This window comes from Cellulosimicrobium marinum (assembly GCF_020551945.1).
Classification (GTDB): Bacteria; Actinomycetota; Actinomycetes; order Actinomycetales; family Cellulomonadaceae; genus Cellulosimicrobium; species Cellulosimicrobium marinum.
In genome coordinates this window covers 40,986-58,512 of sequence record NZ_JAJBZH010000010.1, presented here as the reverse complement: position 1 = coordinate 58,512, position 17,527 = coordinate 40,986, and the positions used below count along the sequence as shown (strand labels likewise).

The 17,527-nt window shown below is 73.8% G+C and carries 16 protein-coding genes; 8 read left to right on the top strand and 8 right to left on the bottom strand.

The window, feature by feature from the left end:
- The first annotated feature begins 50 nt into the window (after positions 1–50).
- Positions 51–1,550, top strand: a complete 1,500-nt coding sequence (locus LGQ04_RS16880) for a helix-turn-helix domain-containing protein (protein ID WP_229245136.1) — start codon at positions 51–53, stop codon at positions 1,548–1,550.
- Between the two features lie 110 nt (positions 1,551–1,660).
- Positions 1,661–2,407, top strand: a complete 747-nt coding sequence (locus LGQ04_RS16875) for a HEAT repeat domain-containing protein (RefSeq protein ID WP_229245135.1) — start codon at positions 1,661–1,663, stop codon at positions 2,405–2,407.
- Between the two features lie 69 nt (positions 2,408–2,476).
- Here the strand turns inward: LGQ04_RS16875 and LGQ04_RS16870 are convergent, their stop codons facing one another.
- From LGQ04_RS16870 to LGQ04_RS16850, 5 genes are all read right to left on the bottom strand, one after another.
- On the bottom strand, positions 2,477–3,778 hold the full coding sequence (locus tag LGQ04_RS16870) for an alpha/beta fold hydrolase (protein ID WP_229245144.1): 1,302 nt from the start codon (positions 3,776–3,778) through the stop codon (positions 2,477–2,479).
- Positions 3,779–3,845: 67 nt separating this feature from the next.
- Positions 3,846–4,355 carry a pyridoxamine 5'-phosphate oxidase family protein gene (locus tag LGQ04_RS16865; protein WP_229245134.1) on the bottom strand — a complete coding sequence of 170 codons (510 nt, stop codon included), beginning with the start codon at positions 4,353–4,355 and terminating at the stop codon, positions 3,846–3,848.
- A gap of 297 nt (positions 4,356–4,652) precedes the next feature.
- Positions 4,653–6,170, bottom strand: a complete 1,518-nt coding sequence (gene glpK, locus LGQ04_RS16860) for a glycerol kinase GlpK (RefSeq protein WP_229245133.1) — start codon at positions 6,168–6,170, stop codon at positions 4,653–4,655.
- Positions 6,171–6,287: 117 nt separating this feature from the next.
- Entirely contained in the window at positions 6,288–7,022 is a 735-nt protein-coding gene (locus LGQ04_RS16855; RefSeq protein ID WP_229245132.1) for an MIP/aquaporin family protein, read from the bottom strand.
- Positions 7,023–7,195: 173 nt separating this feature from the next.
- Complete coding sequence (locus tag LGQ04_RS16850) at positions 7,196–8,944, bottom strand: glycerol-3-phosphate dehydrogenase/oxidase (protein WP_229245131.1); 1,749 nt, start codon at positions 8,942–8,944, stop codon at positions 7,196–7,198.
- A gap of 239 nt (positions 8,945–9,183) precedes the next feature.
- On the opposite strand from LGQ04_RS16850, the gene LGQ04_RS16845 reads away from it, so the two are divergent.
- Together LGQ04_RS16845 and LGQ04_RS16840 are read left to right on the top strand one after the other, a co-directional pair.
- Positions 9,184–10,134: a sugar-binding transcriptional regulator gene (locus LGQ04_RS16845; RefSeq protein WP_229245130.1), complete on the top strand. Its 951-nt coding sequence runs from the start codon at positions 9,184–9,186 to the stop codon at positions 10,132–10,134.
- An 85-nt stretch (positions 10,135–10,219) separates the two neighbouring features.
- On the top strand, positions 10,220–10,768 hold the full coding sequence (locus LGQ04_RS16840) for an amino-acid N-acetyltransferase (RefSeq protein ID WP_229245129.1): 549 nt from the start codon (positions 10,220–10,222) through the stop codon (positions 10,766–10,768).
- 3 nt (positions 10,769–10,771) lie between these two features.
- Here the strand turns inward: LGQ04_RS16840 and LGQ04_RS16835 are convergent, their stop codons facing one another.
- Positions 10,772–11,644: an iron-sulfur binding domain-containing protein gene (locus LGQ04_RS16835; protein ID WP_372470125.1), complete on the bottom strand. Its 873-nt coding sequence runs from the start codon at positions 11,642–11,644 to the stop codon at positions 10,772–10,774.
- 171 nt (positions 11,645–11,815) lie between these two features.
- Between LGQ04_RS16835 and LGQ04_RS16830 the strand changes: the two genes are divergently transcribed.
- A complete protein-coding gene (locus LGQ04_RS16830) occupies positions 11,816–12,589 on the top strand; it encodes a hypothetical protein (protein WP_229245128.1) in 774 nt (257 codons plus the stop codon).
- 21 nt (positions 12,590–12,610) lie between these two features.
- Here the strand turns inward: LGQ04_RS16830 and disA are convergent, their stop codons facing one another.
- Both disA and radA read right to left on the bottom strand, forming a co-directional pair.
- Positions 12,611–13,696 (bottom strand): DNA integrity scanning diadenylate cyclase DisA, encoded by a 1,086-nt coding sequence (gene disA, locus LGQ04_RS16825; protein ID WP_229245127.1) that lies wholly within the window; start codon positions 13,694–13,696, stop codon positions 12,611–12,613.
- Between the two features lie 76 nt (positions 13,697–13,772).
- Positions 13,773–15,308, bottom strand: coding sequence for a DNA repair protein RadA (gene radA, locus LGQ04_RS16820; RefSeq protein WP_372470124.1), 1,536 nt, complete (start codon positions 15,306–15,308; stop codon positions 13,773–13,775).
- Between the two features lie 9 nt (positions 15,309–15,317).
- Here radA and LGQ04_RS16815 point away from each other — a divergent pair, with 9 nt between their 5' ends.
- From LGQ04_RS16815 to proC, 3 genes are all read left to right on the top strand, one after another.
- Entirely contained in the window at positions 15,318–15,863 is a 546-nt protein-coding gene (locus LGQ04_RS16815) for a potassium channel family protein (protein ID WP_229245125.1), read from the top strand.
- Between the two features lie 25 nt (positions 15,864–15,888).
- On the top strand, positions 15,889–16,584 hold the full coding sequence (locus LGQ04_RS16810) for a hypothetical protein (RefSeq protein WP_229245124.1): 696 nt from the start codon (positions 15,889–15,891) through the stop codon (positions 16,582–16,584).
- A 100-nt stretch (positions 16,585–16,684) separates the two neighbouring features.
- Positions 16,685–17,527, top strand: a complete 843-nt coding sequence (gene proC / locus LGQ04_RS16805; RefSeq protein ID WP_229245123.1) for a pyrroline-5-carboxylate reductase — start codon at positions 16,685–16,687, stop codon at positions 17,525–17,527.

Genomic DNA, 17,527 nt, shown 5'->3' with positions numbered 1-17,527 from the left:
TCCAGCGCTATCGGTGTGAAGAACAGGCGATCTTGACGTAGCGTGAAGGAATGACCCCCGGAGAACGCCGCGCACCCGGTGAGGACGCGCACGACCCCGCCGAGCCGCAGGCCGACCTGCTGACACTCGGCCGCCGCGTGCGGCACGTCCGCACCACCCGCGGCCTGACCCTCGACGCGCTCGGCGAAGCCGTCGGCACCGCCCCCAGCCTGCTGTCCATGATCGAGAACGGGCGCCGCGAGCCGCGCCTCTCCCTGCTCCAGCAGATCGCCGCCGCGCTCGACGTGACGGTGACGGACCTGCTCACCGACGAGCCGCCGTCGCGCCGCGCCGCCCTGGAGATCGCGCTCGACCGCGCCCAGCGCGGGCCGCTGTTCGGCACCCTCGGACTGCCCGCCGTCCGAGCCAGCCAGAAGCTTCCCCTGCCCGTCCTGGAGAACCTCGTCGGCCTGCACACCGAGCTCCAGCGCCGCGCGACCGAGGCCGTCGCCACACCCGAGGAGGCGCGCCGCGCCAACACCGAGCTGCGCCTCGAACGCCAGGCCCGCAACAACTACTACCCGGACATCGAGGCGCTCGCGGAGGACATGACCCGCCGCGCGGGCTACACGATCGGTGCGCTGACGCACCGGACCGTCGCGCGCATGGCCGAGCAGCTCGGCTTCACGATCTGGCACGTCGACGACCTGCCGCACTCGACCCGCACCGTCACCGATTTGAAGCACGGCCGCATCTACCTCCCGCCCGCGTCCATCCCCGGCGGCCACGGCCTGCGCTCGCTCGCCCTGCAGGCCATCGCCCACCGCGTGCTCGGCCACGAACGTCCCCGCTCCTACGCCGAGTTCCTGCGCCAGCGCGTCGAGATCACGTACTTCGCGGCGTGCTGCCTCATCCCGCAGTCCGCGGCCGTCGACTTCCTGGAGCGTCGCAAGCGCGAGAAGGACCTCGCCGTCGAGGACTTCCGCGACGCGTTCGGTGTCACGCACGAGGCCGCCGCGCAACGCCTCACCAACCTCGCGACCGAGCACCTCGGCATCCCGCTGCACTTCCTGCGCGTCGGCGACGACGGCGCCCTCTTCCGCGGGTACGCCAACGACGGGCTGCCCCTGCCCCAGGACGTCACGGGCGCGATCGAGGGCCAGCTCGTCTGCCGGCGGTGGGCCGTGCGCGAGGCGTTCACGCGCCGCGACCGCGCCCAGGAGTCCTACCAGTACACGGACACCCCCGCGGGCACGTTCTGGTGCTCCACGCAGACCGGGACGACGACGAGCGGCCAGTTCTCCCTCGCGGTGGGAGTCCCGTTCGCGTCCGCCAAGTGGTTCCGCGGCCGTGACACGACCGTCCGGCGGCAGTCCGCGTGCCCCGACGAGTCGTGCTGCCGCCGCCCCGCCGCCGACGTCGAGGCGCAGTGGCAGGACGCGTCCTGGCCGAGCGCCCGCATGCACCAGCACGTGCTGTCCGCCCTCCCGAGCGGCGCGTTCCCCGGCGTCGACGCGACCGAGGTGTACGCGTTCCTCGACAAGCACGCGCCGTCGCCCGACGGAACCTGACCCGCCGAGACCTGGTGGCACGCCGCGCCGTCGTGCCGAGCCCCGGGTTGCACGGCACCGGGCGTGCTCATCGCCGAGTAACCCGGGGTTGGGGTGTCATCCTGACCGGCATGGACATCGCCCGGGTGATCGCACTCCTGTCGCACGAGGACGCGGAGGTCCGGGGGAGGGCGGTCCTGGAGCTGCCGATCCTCACCCACGGCGAGCCTCCGACGACGGAGATGGTCGCGGCAGCGATCGCGCTCACGACGGACCCGGTGAAGCGGGTCCGTGACGCCGCGTGCTTCGTCCTGGGGGAGCAGTTCCGAGAGGTCGACACGCCGGAGCTGCGTGATGCGCTCGCGGACCGGCTCGACGACGTCGATCGAGAGACGCGGTGTGAGGCCCTCGTCGGGCTCGCGTACCGACGTGACCCGCGTGCTCTGCCGCAGGTGCGGAGGGCCCTGACCCGTCGGAGCGGAGACGTCTGGCAGCTGGAGCTCGTCGCGGCAGGCGCTCTGGGTGACCCGTTGCTGCACCCGCTCGTCGCCGCGCACCGCACGGGCTGGGACGACGACGTGGCGAGCGGTCAGGCCGACGCCGCGTACCGCCTCACCGACCCGGAAGGTCCGGGCGACGACCTGCTCGACGGCGTGGCCGAGCTGAGCCGACGACGCGGCCACGGACGGCCCGACGGCGACAGCATCGGTGCCTGGCGATCGATGTCGGTGCTCCTCGACATCGCGCCGTTCAGGGCCCGCGAGTTCTACGACGCCGTCGCCTCTCGGCTGGAGGGCGACGAAGCGGCGCTCCACGATCTCCGCGAGGGCTCCGCCCTGGCACAGCTGGCCGACGAAGCACGCGAGAGCGGGGTCTAAGCCGCTGAGTGCGGGATATTCGTCGTCCGAGGGCGACCCGGGCGACGAATATCCCGCACTCAGCGGACGTCAGGCGGGGAGGGCGCCGCCGCGTGCGGCGAGGCGGGCGGCGAGGCGGGCGAAGACGTCGCCGGTGCGCAGGCCGTCGTGCTCGAACTCGTTCGTCACCCACGCGTCGAGGTTGCCGACGTGCGCCGCGGTCTCCAGCGACAGCCCGGCGTCGACGAACATGTCGTCGTGGTAGACCGCCGCCTCGACGGGGACGTCGTTGCGGGCGAGGACGTCGAGGTCGTAGAGGTCGGGCCAGTCGTCGCGGGCCGCGAGGGCCTCGGCGGCAGCCCGGAACGGGCGGAGCGCGGCGACCTCGTCGACCATCCAGGGGTAGATCATCTCGCCCGTGAGGAGCAGAGGGCGGGCGCTCGTGGAGAAGGCGGGGTCGTCGTCGCGCACGGCCTGCGCGGCCCACGCCGTCGGGCCGGTGTGCGACTGAGCGTAGATCGACTCGTGCAGCACCGCGTAGAGCGGGTTGGTGCGGAACGACGTCGCGGCGGCCACCTCGGCGAGGAACGTGTCGGTGAGATCGTCGGGCGCGTCCGGGTCGAACGCCTCGTCGACGACCCAGTGGACGCGCTCGAACCCGGGCTTCATGCCGAAGTCCATGCCGAGCGTCTGGAGGCGGTGGACGGTCAGCGTGTCGCCGTCGGGCAGCCGGACGTCGCCGACGGCGAGCCGGTCCGCGACGCGCGCGAGCGTCGCCGCGTCCTGCGGGTAGCGGGCCCGGTAGCGCGCGTTCTTCCCGACGACGCGCGGCTGGGTGCGGCGGTAGACCTCGCGCGCGTCGGCGGTCAGCCCGGGCAGGCCCCCGGTGACGAGGCACGCGGCGAGCCCCTCGGGGGCGCGCGAGAGGTACGTCATCGTGAGGAATCCGCCGTACGACTGCCCGAGCGACGTCCAGCGGCGACCGCCGTAGACGGTGCGGCGCACGTGCTCGGCATCGGCGACGATCGCGTCGGCGCGGAAGTGCGCCAGGTGGACGGCCTGCGCGGCACCCGTGCCGCGCGCGGCGAGCGCCGCCGCGCGCACGGCCGACGACCGTCCGGTGCCGCGCTGGTCGAGCAGCACGACCCGGTACGTCTTCAGGGCCTCGCCGAGCCACCCGTCGGGTCCGGTGGGGCGCGGGCCCTTGCCTCCGGGGCCGCCCTGGAGGAACACGAGGAGCGGGAGGTCGTCGTGACGTCGCACGGGGTCCACGGCCTCCCGGACGAACAGGGTGAGGCGGCGCGGGTCGTGCTCGGCCGACCAGTCGAGCGGCACCTCGAGCTCCCGGTCGGTGACGTGGATCCCGGGGACGGTGTAGCTGGTCTCGCGCACGACGCTCACCCGGTCACCCTAGCCACCGCCCGGCCGACGGGCCGAGCGGTGGCGGCCGGTCTGCGGGTCAGAGCGTCACGGTCGCGTTCTCGCCCCCGTCGTAGGGCGTGCCCGTGACCTTCTCCTTGACGAGGCTGAAGAGCGTCGCGACACGGCCGCCGGGGGAGTCCCAGTACTCGGCGGACTCGGCGTGCAGCCGGATGAGCACGACGCCGGGCGTTCCCGGCCCGTCGGGGAACCACGCCTCGGCGACGGCGTTCCACAGCTCCCGGATCGTGTCGGGGTCGCGGACGAGGGTCGCGCGCCCGGACACCGACACCCAGGAGCTCGTGCCCGAGAACGCGGCGTTCGCCGCCGAGTCGCGCGCGATCTCGGCCACCTTGTGTGAGTCCTCGGCGGCGAAGAACCACAGGTCTCCGTCGAAGTCGACGGCCTGGACGCCCATGGGCCGGCTGACGAGCCCGCCGTCCTCGGCGACGGTCGTGAGCATGGCGATCCGCTCGTCCTTGACGAGCTCGCGGACCTTCTCGACCTCGTCGGGCGCCGCGTGGGGCTGCTCGTGGTGCGTGTCGGTCATGACGCCTCCCGTCGCTGGCGGGCCGCCGGTCGACAGCCCGCCCACGACGCTAGGCACGACCCGGGCGACTCGCCCGCCCGGGCGACCCCTCGCCGTCGGGCACGCCCCCGCCCACGACGCGAGCAGGCAGACAAGTACCCCACCCGCACGGTGACGCGAAAGGAGGGGGTGGGGTGGTGTCGCCGGTCGTGGCGGGTCTGGCGGGAGCGCGCGAGGAACGAGCGCGCGGATGGCAGACCGCGACACCACCCCACCCCCTCCGGACGAGAAGGCGAGGTACGGATTAGACGAGCAGGACTACTGCTCCACGTCCTCGTCCACCCACTCGAACGTCTTCGTCACGGCCTTCTTCCAGTTGCGGTAGAGGCGCTCGCGCTCGCCCTCCTCGACGGCGGGCGACCAGCGCTTGTCCTCGGCCCAGTTGTCGATGACGTCCTGCTCGCCGGACCAGAACCCGACGGCGATGCCGGCGGCGTAGGCGGCGCCGAGCGCGGTGGTCTCGGCGACCTTGGGCCGCACGACGTCGACGCCGAGCTGGTCGGCCTGGAACTGCATGAGCAGCTCGTTGGCGACCATGCCGCCGTCGACGCGCAGCTCGGTGAGGTCGACGCCGGAGTCGGCGTTCATGGCGTCGAGGACCTCGCGCGTCTGGAAGGCGGTGGCCTCGAGGGCGGCGCGGGCGATGTGGTTGCGGTTGACGTAGCGGGTGAGGCCGACGAGGGCGCCGCGGGCGTCGGGGCGCCAGTAGGGCGCGAACAGGCCGGAGAACGCGGGGACGAAGTAGGCGCCGCCGTTGTCCTCGACCTTGCCGGCGAGCCACTCGACGTCGGGGGCGTCCTCGAACATGCCGAGGTTGTCGCGCAGCCACTGGATGAGGGAGCCGGTGACGGCGATGGAGCCCTCGAGCGCGTAGCGGGCGGGCTGGTCGCCGATCTTGTAGCAGACGGTGGTGAGCAGGCCGTTCTCGCTCATGACCTTCTCGGTGCCCGTGTTGAGCAGCATGAAGTTGCCGGTGCCGTACGTGTTCTTGGCCTGGCCGACCTCGAAGCAGGCCTGGCCGAACGTGGCGGCCTGCTGGTCGCCGAGGATGCCGGCGATGGGCACGTCGGGGAGCAGCCCCTGCTTGCGGCCCTTGCCGTAGACCTCGGAGGACGACTTGATCTCGGGGAGCATGGACAGCGGGATGCCCATGTCGGCGGCGATGTCCTCGCGCCAGGAGAGGGTGTCGAGGTCCATGAGCATGGTGCGCGAGGCGTTGGTGACGTCGGTGACGTGCACGCCGCCGTCGACGCCGCCGGTGAGGTTCCACAGCGTCCACGTGTCGGTGTTGCCGAACAGCAGGTCGCCCGCCTCGGCCTTCTCGCGCGCGCCCTCGACGTTGTCGAGGATCCACTTGACCTTGGGGCCGGAGAAGTAGGTGGCGAGGGGGAGGCCGACGACGGACTTGTACTTGTCGGGGCCGTCGGAGCCGCCGAGCTCGTCGACGATCTTCTGGGTGCGGGTGTCCTGCCAGACGATGGCGTTGTAGACGGGCTTGCCGGTGGTCCTGTCCCACACGACGGCGGTCTCGCGCTGGTTGGTGATGCCGACGGCGGCGATGTCGTTGTGGGTGACGTTGGCGCGGGTGAGCGCCAGGCCGACGGCCTCGCGGACGTTGTTCCAGATCTGCTCGGGGTTGTGCTCGACCCAGCCCGCCTTGGGGAAGATCTGGTCGTGCTCGAGCTGCCCGGTGGAGACGATCTCCCCGGAGTGGTTGAAGATGATGGCACGCGAGCTGGTGGTGCCCTGGTCGATGGCGAGGACGTAGTCGGCCATGGTGGGTTCAGTCCTTCACGTCGGTGTGCGGTGCGGGTGGGGTGGGGAGGCGACGGCGGGCGGTGGCAGACGAGGGCCCGGGGGCCCGCGCGCGCCGGCCGTCGCCTCCCGCGGGGGTCAGCCGAAGGCGACGGCCGGGGCGAGCAGCCCGGCGATGACGCCGCCGACGATCGGGCCGAGCACGGGGACCCAGGAGTAGCCCCAGTCGCTGGAGCCCTTGCCCTTGATGGGCAGGAGGGCGTGCGCGATGCGCGGTCCGAGGTCACGGGCCGGGTTGATGGCGTAGCCGGTGGGGCCACCGAGGCTGGCGCCGATGCCGACCACGAGGAGGGCGACGGCGAGCGGGCCCATGTCTCCGGGCCAGTTGCCGAACGACAGCACGACGAACACGAGGACGAACGTCGCGATGACCTCGGTGACGAAGTTCCAGCCGTAGGAGCGCAGCTCGGGACCGGTGGAGAACACGGCGAGCTTGGTGGCGCCGGGCGCCTCCTCGTCGAAGTGCTTCTTGTAGGCGAGGAAGGCGAGGGCGGAACCGATCGCGGCCCCGGCCATCTGCGCGGTGACGTAGATGAAGCCGTTGGCGGCCGTGACGGGGATGCCGGGGCCGAACTCCTCGGCACCGCTGGCCCAGATGCCGAAGGTCACGGCGGGGTTGATGTGGGCGCCGGTCTTGAACGCCACGAACACACCGGCGAACACGGCGAGGCCCCATCCGAAGTTGATGAGGAGCCAGCCGCCGTTGAACCCCTTCGTCTTCGGGAGCACCACGTTGGCGACCACACCGGCACCACCCAGGAGCAGGATCATGGTCCCCAGGAACTCCGTGAGGAAGATCTCCCACGTTGACATCGTCGTTCTCGCTTTCTCGTTGGACTGCGCTGTCTCAACCCCGACGACGCGGGGGTGCGCCGTGGCTGTGGTCCGGCCCTGCGAGGGGTCGGGGGACGGCTGGGCGAGGGGGTCGGCTCGGCCTGCCGGGTTCAGTTGTCGTGGCGCCCGCGACGTGCGCGGGCGCCACGTGGTCACGTGGTGCGCAGCGGCACGAGCGGTGACACGTCGTCGGCCTCGAGCCGGGTGCGCTCGGCGGACGTGTCGTCGGGCTCGGTCTCGGCGGCGGCCTCGGCCTCGGCGCGCGCGGTGTAGCTGGCGACCTCGGCGTCGCGGGTGGCGTCGTCCCAGCCGAGCAGCCCGGCGGCGATGTCGGCGATCTCGGGCAGGGCGGCGAGCCCGCGGTCGCTGATCTCGTAGTTGAGGCGCGTGCGGTGCAGGAGGAGGTCCTCGAGGTGCAGCGCGCCCTCGTGCGAGACGCCGTACGCGATCTCGGCGCGCAGGTAGGCGGGGGCGTGCTCGAGGGGGCGTGCGAGGTCGGGGTCGGCCTCGCACAGCTCGACGATCTCGCGGAGGTTGGAGCCGTAGCGGTGCAGCAGGTGGTCGACCATGGCGGGCGTCCACCCGTAGCGCGTGGCCCAGGGGCGGGCCTGGCGGCGGACGGCGTCGAGGCCGACGGCGCCGAGCAGCGGGATCTTGTCGGTGATGGACGGCAGGGCGCTGGCGCGCTGGCCGATGGCGAAGTCGACGGCGTCCTTCGCCATGACGCGGTAGGTGGTGAGCTTGCCGCCCGCGATGACGGTGAGGCCGGGGGTGGGGGAGGCGACGGTGTGCTCGCGCGAGACCTTCGCGGAGCTCGTGCCCTCCTTGGTGCCGGGCTGCAGGAGGGGGCGCAGGCCTGCCCAGGTGCCGATGATGTCGTCGCGCGTGAGGGGGTGCGCGAGCACGGCGTTGGCGTGCTCGAGGACGTAGTCGATGTCGGCGGAGGTGGCGACGGGGTGCTGGAGGTCCTGCTCCCACGGGGTGTCGGTGGTGCCGATGACCCAGTAGCGCGACCACGGGATGACGAAGAGCACAGACTTCTCGGTCTGCAGGATCAGGCCGACCTGTCCCTTGATGCGCTCGCGCGGGACGACGATGTGGATGCCCTTGGACGCGAGCACCCGCAGGCCGCCCTCGCTGCCGGCGAGCGCCTCGGTGTCCTCGGTCCACACTCCGGTGGCGTTGATGACGGCGCGGGCGCGCACGGTGAGCTCGTTCCCGGTCTCCAGGTCGACGAGCACGGCGCCGTTGACGGCGCCGGTGGAGCCCTTGGTGAGGGAGACCACCTGGGTGCGCGACGCCGCGTGGGCGCCGTAGGAGGCGGCGGTGCGGACGAGCGTGCTGACGAGGCGGGCGTCGTCGACGGAGGCGTCCCAGTACTGGACGGCCCCGACGGCGGCGTCGTGCGCGAGGTCGGGGAACTTCTTCTCCATACGCTTGCGGCTGAGGTGCCGGTGGAGCGGCATGGCGCGCTTGCCGGGGGCGACGCTCGCGAGGGTGTCGTAGAGCGCGATGCCGGCGCCGACGTAGGCGCGCTCCCACACGCGGTGCTCGAGGGGGTAGAGGAACGGCACGGGCCGCACGAGGTGGGGCGCAATGTCCTTGAGGAGGAGGTCGCGCTCGGTGAGAGCCTCGTGCACGAGGTGGAAGTCGAGCATCTGGAGGTAGCGCAGGCCTCCGTGGACGAGCTTGCTCGACCGGCTGGAGGTCCCGGCGGACCAGTCCTGCGCCTCGACGATCGCCGTCGACAGCCCGCGGGTCACGGCGTCGAGCGCGATGCCCGCTCCCGTGACGCCGCCGCCGATGACGAGGACGTCGAGCTCGGCGTCCGCGCTCGTGCTCGCCTCCAACGCTGCCAGGGCCTGTCGGCGTGACTCCGCGGTGAGTCTCGTGGATGCCATCCGTCCCAACCTCTTCTCGTCGATGTCGACCTGGTGCGTCGTCGGGCATCGCGTCACGGGTGCGCTCAGTGCGACGGTCCCACGCTCGTCCCAGGTGCGCGAGCGGGAACCGCGGCAGCGAGCGCATGCCGACGCGTCACGCCGTCTGCGCACGTCCTTCACACCATCACGACGGGCAACAACGCGCAACCGCTGTGCACAAACGTGCAAGACTGAGGTCCGGTCGAGGGGAGGGTGCCATGGTGGACCGGGAGCAGGACGTGCTGCGGGCGGCGTCGATGTACTACCTGCAGGACATGAAGATGGAGGCGATCGCGAAGCACCTGCGCACGTCGCGGTCGACCGTGTCCCGCCTCGTGAAGAAGGCGCGCGAGACGGGTCTCGTCGAGATCTCGTTGCGGCCCACGCAGAGCCGCGGCCCGGGTCTCGGGCAGCAGATCTCCGCGGTCTGGGGCGTGGACGCCTACGTGGTGCCGGTGCCGGACCAGGCGCCGCAGGTGGAGCGGCTCGAGCAGGTCGCCATGACCACCGCCCGGCTGCTGTCGACGTGGTTCGACTCCGACATGATCCTGGGGATCGCGTGGGGGACGACGCTCTCGGCGGTCTCGCGCCACCTTCCCCGCAAGCCCACGCGGGGGAGCGCGGTGGTGCAGCTCAACGGCGCGGCGAACACGCGCACGTCGGGCGTGCACTACGCGGGCGACCTCATCGCAGGGTTCGGCACGGCGTTCGACGCCCACGTGCACCATTTCCCGGTCCCGGCGTTCTTCGACTACGCGGAGACCAAGCAGGCGATGTGGCGCGAGCGCTCGGTGCAGCGTGTGCTCGACGTGCAGCACCGGGCCGACATCGCGCTGTTCTCGGTGGGGGCCGTGGCGGGCGGCGTGCCGTCGCACGTGTACGCGGCGGGCTACCTGGAGCCGGAGGACATCGCGGTGCTCGACGACGAGGGGGTGGTCGGCGACGTGTGCACGGTGTTCCTGCGTCCCGACGGGACGTACCGCGACATCGCGCTCAACGAGCGGGCGACGGGCCCGGCGCCCGACGAGCTGCGGCGGGTCCCGCGGCGCGTGTGCGCGGTGGCGGGCGACAACAAGGTGGCGCCGTTGCGGGCGGCCCTGCGGGCAGGCGTGGTGACGGACCTGGTGATCGACGAGATCACGGCGTCGCGTCTCGCGGCGAGCCGGTAGGCGCCCGGCCCGGCCCGACAGGCTGGGAATATGCATCCGGTGGAATGAGTATGCGCGATGCGGGTCTCGCGCGTACAGTGGCGCCGTGTCCCAGCCCCCCGCGCCGACCTCTGCGCCGACCTCTGCGCCGGCCGTCCGCGTCCGCCCCGCGCTGCCCGCGGACGTCCGTGCGATCCGGGCGCTCGTCCAGCCCTACGCGGAGTCCCGCATCCTCCTCGCCAAGGAGATGGTCGGCTACTACGAGGCCGTCCAGGAGTTCGTCGTCGCAGAGGCGGGGACGGACCCGCAGGTCGTCGGATGCGGTGCGCTCCACGTGATGTGGGACGACCTGGCGGAGATCCGCACGCTCGCCGTCGACCCGGCGTGGCGCGGCCACCGCGTGGGTCACGCGCTCGTCACCGAGCTCCTGGACCGGGCCCGCGCGCTCGGCCTGCGCCGCGTGTTCTGCCTGACGTTCGAGGTCGACTTCTTCACGCGCCACGGGTTCCGGCCCATCGAGGGGACGCCCGTCGCGGCCGACGTGTACGCCGAGCTCCTGCGCTCCCACGACGACGGCGTCGCCGAGTTCCTCGACCTCGCCCGCGTGAAGCCGAACACCCTGGGCAACACACGCATGCTCCTCGAGCTCGCCTGACCGTCACTCCGGCAGCCGCAGGACCTCGCCGTCCTGCTCGACGAGCCCGTCCTCGACGAGGCTCGCGACGCACCGGTCGAGCTGCGCGGCGTCCGGCCACGCCGCGCGCACGACGGACCGCAGCACAGGGCCGTCGCTCTCGCGCAGCAGCCCCATGACCCGGCCGCGCACCTGGCGGTCGGTCCCCGCCCAGGCCTGGGTGCGGCGTCGGGCCGCGTGCTCGTCCGCCGGTCGCCCGGCCGCGCGCCACGCGCAGAGCCCGCGGACCGGGCACGCGTCGCAGCGCGGGGCCCGAGCGGTGCACACGAGCGCCCCGAGCTCCATCGACGCCGCCGCCCAGAGCGTCGCCTCCGCGTCGTCCGCCGGGGCGACGGCCGCGGCGAGAGCCCGCTCGGCCGCCGTGTACGACGGCGCGGGAAGCGCCGTGCCCCCCAGCGTCCGCGCCAGCACGCGCCGGACGTTCGTGTCGACGACGACGGCGCGCCGCCCGTGCGCGAACGCCGTCACCGCCGCGGCCGTGTACTCCCCGACGCCCGGCAGCGCGCGCAGCGCCTCCTCACCGTGAGGCACCTGCCCGTCGTGGCGCTCCACGATCGCGCGCGCGCACTCCTGCAGGCGCAGCGCACGCCGCGGGTACCCCAGCCGGTCCCATGCGCGCAGCACGTCCGCCGTCGGGGCCGCGGACAGGTCGGCGGGGGCGGGCCAGCGGTCCATCCACGCCCGCCACACCGGCTCGACGCGCACCACGGGCGTCTGCTGGAGCATGACCTCGCTGACCAGCACGCCCCACGCGGTGCGGTCGGCGGCCCGCCACGGCAGGTCCCGCGCGGCCTGCGCGAACCACCGCCCGACGGCGTCGCGCACCTGTGCGGGCACGTCCCGCGGGTCGGTGCCCGGCTGCGTCGAGGCGAGGGCGGGGCGCGGTGTCACGTCGGTCTCCTGTCCGGTGCGGGTGCGGGGTCGGGGTGACCCCGGCGCGGCTCGGCGGGGCCGCGGAGGCGGCGCACTAGCGTAGGCACGACCGACCGACACGAGGACCGGAGGACGATGAGCCCGCCGTCGACGACACCCCCGCGCACCGCCCGGCCGTCGCGCGCCGTGCTCGCGCGCCGCCGCGTCGTCGCGGTGCTGCTGCTCGTCGTGCTGGTGACGGGGCTCGTGCTGCTCGGGCAGGTCGTGGTGCGGGCCGTCCAGCCGCTGCTCGCCGCCGAGCCGGACGCGCAGCCGACCAAGTCGGCCCCGCCGTCGCCCGAGCCCGCCGGGCCGCCCGAGGACTGCGACGCCGCCGCGCTCGAGCTCGCCGTCGCACCGGCGAAGGAGCGGTTCACCGTCAACGAGGCGGTCGAGCTCGCCGTGACGGTCCGCCACGTCGGCGCGCGGCCGTGCCTCGTCGACGGGTCGGACGCCGGGCGCTACCTGGTCGTCCGGTCCGGCGAGGACGTCGTGTGGTCGTCGAGGTACTGCGCCTCGGGCGAGCGCCTGCTCCTCATGGGCCGCGGCGACGAGGACACCGCGACGGTCCGCTGGGACCGCCGGCGGTCCGTCGAGGGCTGCGCGCCCGACCAGCCCGAGGTCGAGCCGGGGGAGTACGACGTCGTCGTGGCGGTCGCCGGTGTCGAGGGCGCCCGCAGCGCCGCGGCGACGTTCACCGTCGTCGGGCCGCCGGAGCCCACCGAGACCACGAAACCCGCCGAGACCACGGACCCCGCCGAGTCCGCGGAGGGAACGCCCGAGGAGAAGCCGTCCGAGGAGGAGCCCACCGAGGGCGCGGAGGCAACGCCCGAGGAGAAGGCGTCCGAGGAGAAGCCCGCCGAGGGGTGAGACGCGGGGAGGGTGACGTCGTCAGACGTAGCGCTCGAGGATGCTCGACTCGGCGAGCCGCGACAGCCCTTCGCGCACGGCACGCGCACGCTGCTCGCCGACGCCGTCGACGGTCATGAGGTCGTCGATGCTCGCGGCGAGCAGCTTCTGCAGGCCCCCGAAGTGCGCCACGAGGCGGTCGATGATCGTCGCGGGCAGGCGCGGGACCTTCGACAGCAGCCGGAAGCCGTGCGGGGCGACGGCGGCGTCGAGCGCGTCCCCGCCGCCGGGCAGGTCGAGCACCCGCCCGATCTGGCCGAGGTCGAGGAGCTGGGTGGAGTCCAGACCGCCGAGGGCCTTCTGCACGTCGGCGAGCGACCGGTCCTTGCGGGCGAGGTCCACGTAGTCGCGGATGACGAACTCGCGGTCCGACCCGATGCCGCCCATGAGCTCGTCGAGCTGGAGGGCGAGCAGGCGACCGTCGGTGCCGAGCTCGATGACGTAGCCGGCGATCTCCTCGGAGATGCGCGCGACCATCTCCAGTCGCTGCACGACGGAGCAGACGTCGCGGACCGTGACGAGGTCCTCGATCTCCAGCGCGGACAGGGTGCCGGAGACCTCGTCGAGGCGTGCCCGGTAGCGTTCGAGCGTCGCGAGCGCCTGATTGGCGCGCGACAGGATGGTGTCGGAGTCCTCGAGCACGTGCCGCTGCCCGCCCACGTAGAGGGCGACGATGCGCATCGACTGGCTCACGGAGATGACGGGGTAGCCGCTCTGCTTGGCGACCCGCTCGGCGGTGCGGTGCCGCGTCCCGGACTCGGTGGTCTCGATCGTCGGGTCGGGCAGGAGCTGGACGGCGGCGCGCAGGATGCGGTTCGCGTCCCGGTCGAGCACCACGGCGCCGTCCATCTTGGACAGCTCGCGCAGGCGCGTCGCGGAGAACCCGACGTCGAGCACGAACCCGCCGGAGCACATCTGCTCGACGACCGGGTCGAGGCCGAGCACGATGAGTGCGCCGGTCCGCCCGCGCAGGATCCGTTCGAGGCCGTCGCGCAGCTCGGTTCCGGGCGCGACGGCGGCAAGGGTTTCCCGGAGCAGCTCGTCGGGGTGCGCGGGGGAGGTGACCACGTCGGAATCCTACGCCGAGGGCCCTCGCGGGGCGCCGGACGGCGCGGCCCCCGGGCCGAAAAGGGTCACGATCAGGTCACGACGCCGGGGGTGCGCCGGAGGACCGTGCGAGCTCGAACGCCTCGCCGAGGTGGCGCGCCGCGTGGACGGTCATCCCGTCGACGGGGCGGGGGAACGACCCGCGCGGCACGACGGCCCGGGTGAACCCGAGCCGTGCGGCCTCGGCGAGCCGCCGGTCCAGGCTCGTGACCGGGCGGATGTCGCCCGCGAGGCCGACCTCCCCGAACGCCACGGTCCCCGGCGGCATGGCCTCGTCCTCCCGGGCCGACAGCACCGACAGGGCGATCGCGAGGTCGGCGGCGGGTTCGGTGACCTTCGCGCCGCCGACGGTCGAGACGTACACGTCCTGGTCGACGAGGCGCACGCCCGCGTGGCGGTGCATGACCGCGAGGATCATGGCGAGCCGGCTCGCGTCGACGCCGCTGGTGGTGCGGCGCGGGTTGCTCAGCGGGCTGGGCACGACGAGGGCCTGGAGCTCGAGCGCGAGCGGGCGACGCCCTTCGACGGTCACCGAGATGCACGTACCGGGCACGCCCGCGCCCGTGTGGGAGAGGAACAGCCCGCTCGGGTCGGCCAGCCCGACGATGCCGTCCTCGGTGAGGTCGAAGCACCCCACCTCGTCCGTCGGCCCGTACCGGTTCTTCACGGCCCTCACGAGGCGCAGGCGCGAGTGGCGGTCGCCCTCGAACTGGCAGACGACGTCGACGAGGTGCTCCAGGGTGCGTGGTCCGGCGACGGAGCCGTCCTTCGTCACGTGCCCGACGAGCACGACCGGCAGGTCGCGCGACTTCGCCGCCCCGATGAGCGCGGCGGCGACCTCGCGCACCTGGCTCACGCCGCCGGGCGCGCCGTCGACCTCCGCCGAGGCGATCGTCTGCACGGAGTCCACGACGAGCAGGTCGGGGTCCGTCGCCTCGACGTGCCCGAGCACCGTCGCGAGGTCCGTCTCGGCCGCGAGGAGCAGGCCGGGGGCGAGCGCCCCGACCCGCTCGGCCCGCAGCCGCACCTGCCCGGCCGACTCCTCGCCGGTGACGTACAGGACGCGGCGCGGGGGCGTCGTCGTGCCCGGTGCGCCGCCGCGCACGGCGGTGGGCAGGTCGGAGGCCCCGGAGGCCACGTTGCTCGCGACGGCGAGGAGCAGCGTCGACTTGCCGACGCCGGGCTCGCCCGCGAGCAGGACGACCGCGCCGGGCACGATCCCGCCGCCCAGGACGCGGTCGAACTCCGCGACCCCCGTGGGCGCGGCGCGCGCGGCCTCCACGTCGATCTCCGCGATGGGCCGGGCGGGCGAGCGGGTCGGAGCCACCGCGCTGGTGCGCGGGCCCGACGCCGCGGGCGCGTCCTCGGTGACCGTGCCCCACTCCTGGCACTCGCCGCAGCGCCCCACCCACTTCGCCGTGGTCCAGCCGCACTCGGTGCAGCGGTAGCCCGGGCGGTTCCGCTTCGCCGCGCCGCGGGAGGGCGCGTTCGTCGTCGAGGTCACCGGCCCAACGTAGACCCTGACGCCGACACGGCCCGCGGGCTCCGCCGGTCGGCCGCCCCGCCGGGCCATGCTGGGCACATGCGACGTCTCGCCCACGACAGCCCGTGGTGGACGGTGCTCCTCACCGTGGGATCCATGACCGCCTGCCTCACCGTGTACTACGGGCTCCCGATCCCCCGGGAGGAGTCGCCCGCGCTCGCCCAGGTCCTGGTGTTCGTCGGCGGGCTCGTCCTGCTGGGCGCGGTGCTGACCCTCCAGGTGCGGCGGCAGGTCCGTGCCGGCGACGAGCCGAGCGTCCGCGTCCAGTCCGTCGTCGGCCTGCTGCTCCCGCTCGTCGCGTTCTTCGCGTTCACGTACTACCTCATGGCCGACCAGTTCGTCGGCATCGAGACCCGCACGGACGCGCTGTACTTCGCGATGGTCACCCTCGGCACGGTCGGGTACGGCGACGTCCACCCCGTCGGGGACGCCGCCAAGATCGTCACGATGATCCAGATCGTCGTGGACCTCGTCGTCGTCGGTGTGCTCGTCTCCGTGGCGACCGGGCGCGCGCGGGCCCGCGCCCAGCTCCGCGCCGCGCGACCCCGCCCCGACGTCCCCGAGGCGCACCCCGAGGAGCCCTAGGCTGAGCGCGACGGAAGGAGGGCCGATGGACCGGTCGTCGGGTGGTGCTCCCCCGGTGCGCGACGGTGTGAGGCCGCGCCACCCCGCCGACGCCACGGGTGCGCCGGACCGCCGCCACTCGCGCGTCGCCACCCCGGCGGTCTACCGACGCCGCCGCCTCGCCGTCCTCGTCGCGCTGCTCGTCGTGGTCGCCCTCGTCGTGGTGCTGCTCGCGTACGTCTGGCCCGGGTTCGCGCGCCCCGCCGCCGAGGCGGAGCCCGAGCCCACCGTCACCGTCACCGCGGCGTCCCCGACACCGACCCTCGAACCCGCCGAGCGCACCACGAGCTCGCGGTTCGCCGACGCGCTCCCCTCGACCGTGCTCGGCCTCGCCCTGCGCAGCGACGCCGAGACCGACACGTGGCAGGAGGCGGACGCCCTCGAGGCCTACGAACTCGTGTACGCCGACGGCGCGGGCGCGACGGCGACGACCGTGACCGTCGTGGCCGGGCAGTGGGCCACCGACGCCGAGGCCGAGGCCGCGGCGACGGCCCTCCTGGACGACGCCGAGCCGACCGCCGAGGGCGACGTCACCGTCGACGGCGAGCAGGCCGGCCGCTACGCGGTCGTGCCCGGGCCGGACGGCACCGCCACCGTGACGTGGCGCAACGGCACCGCCGTCCTGCAGGCGACCGGGCCGGCGGACCTCGTCGAGGACGTCTACGCCGCGTACCCGCTCTGAGACCCGCTCTGAGCCTCGCTCTGAGGCGCGGGACGCGAGTGCCCCGCGTCCTCGACCTGCGCAAGAATGCCGTGACCCCACCGCCGAAGGAGCGAGGCCCATGACCGACATGCCGAACCGACCCCGCCTCGCCGTCCTCGGCACGGGCGTCATGGGCGAGACCGTGCTGTCCGGAGCGCTCGCCGGCGGCTGGGACCCGGCCGACGTCGTGGCGACCGTGCGGCGGGACGCGCGTGGTCAGGAGCTCGCCGACCGCTACGGCGTCGAGGTGACCCAGGACAACGTGGACGCGGTGCGCGGGGCGGGCGTCGTCGTCGTGGCCGTCAAGCCCAAGGACGTCGACGCGCTGCTCGCCCGGGTGCGTGACGCCGTCGGCACCGGGACGGTCGTGGTGAGCGTCGTCGTCGGGCTCCCGACCGCGTTCTACGAGGACCGGCTCCCCGCCGGGACCGCCGTGGTCCGTGTCATGCCCAACACCCCGTCCGTCGTGGGGGCCGGCGTCAGCGCGGTGAGCGGCGGGGCCGCGGCCGGCGAGGACCACCTCGCGCTCGTCGAGGCGCTGCTCGCCTCGACCGGGCTCGTCGTCCGTGTCCCGGAGAAGGACCAGGACGCCGTCGGCGCGCTGTCCGGCTCCGGCCCCGCGTACGTCTTCTACGTCGTCGACGCGCTCGCCGAGGCCGGAGTCCTCCTCGGGCTCACGCGCGCCACCGCGCTGGAGCTCGCGACCGCCACCGTGCACGGCGCCGCGACGATGCTCCGCGAGACCGGGGAGCACCCGGCGATCCTGCGCGAGCGCGTGTCCTCCCCGGGCGGGACGACCGTCGCCGCCCTGCGCCGCCTCGACGCCGGCGGCGTGCGCGCCGCGTTCCTCGACGCGCTCGAGGCCGCCCGCGACCGCTCGGCCGAGCTCGCCCGCACCCTCGGCGGCCCCGCCGAGCGGTAG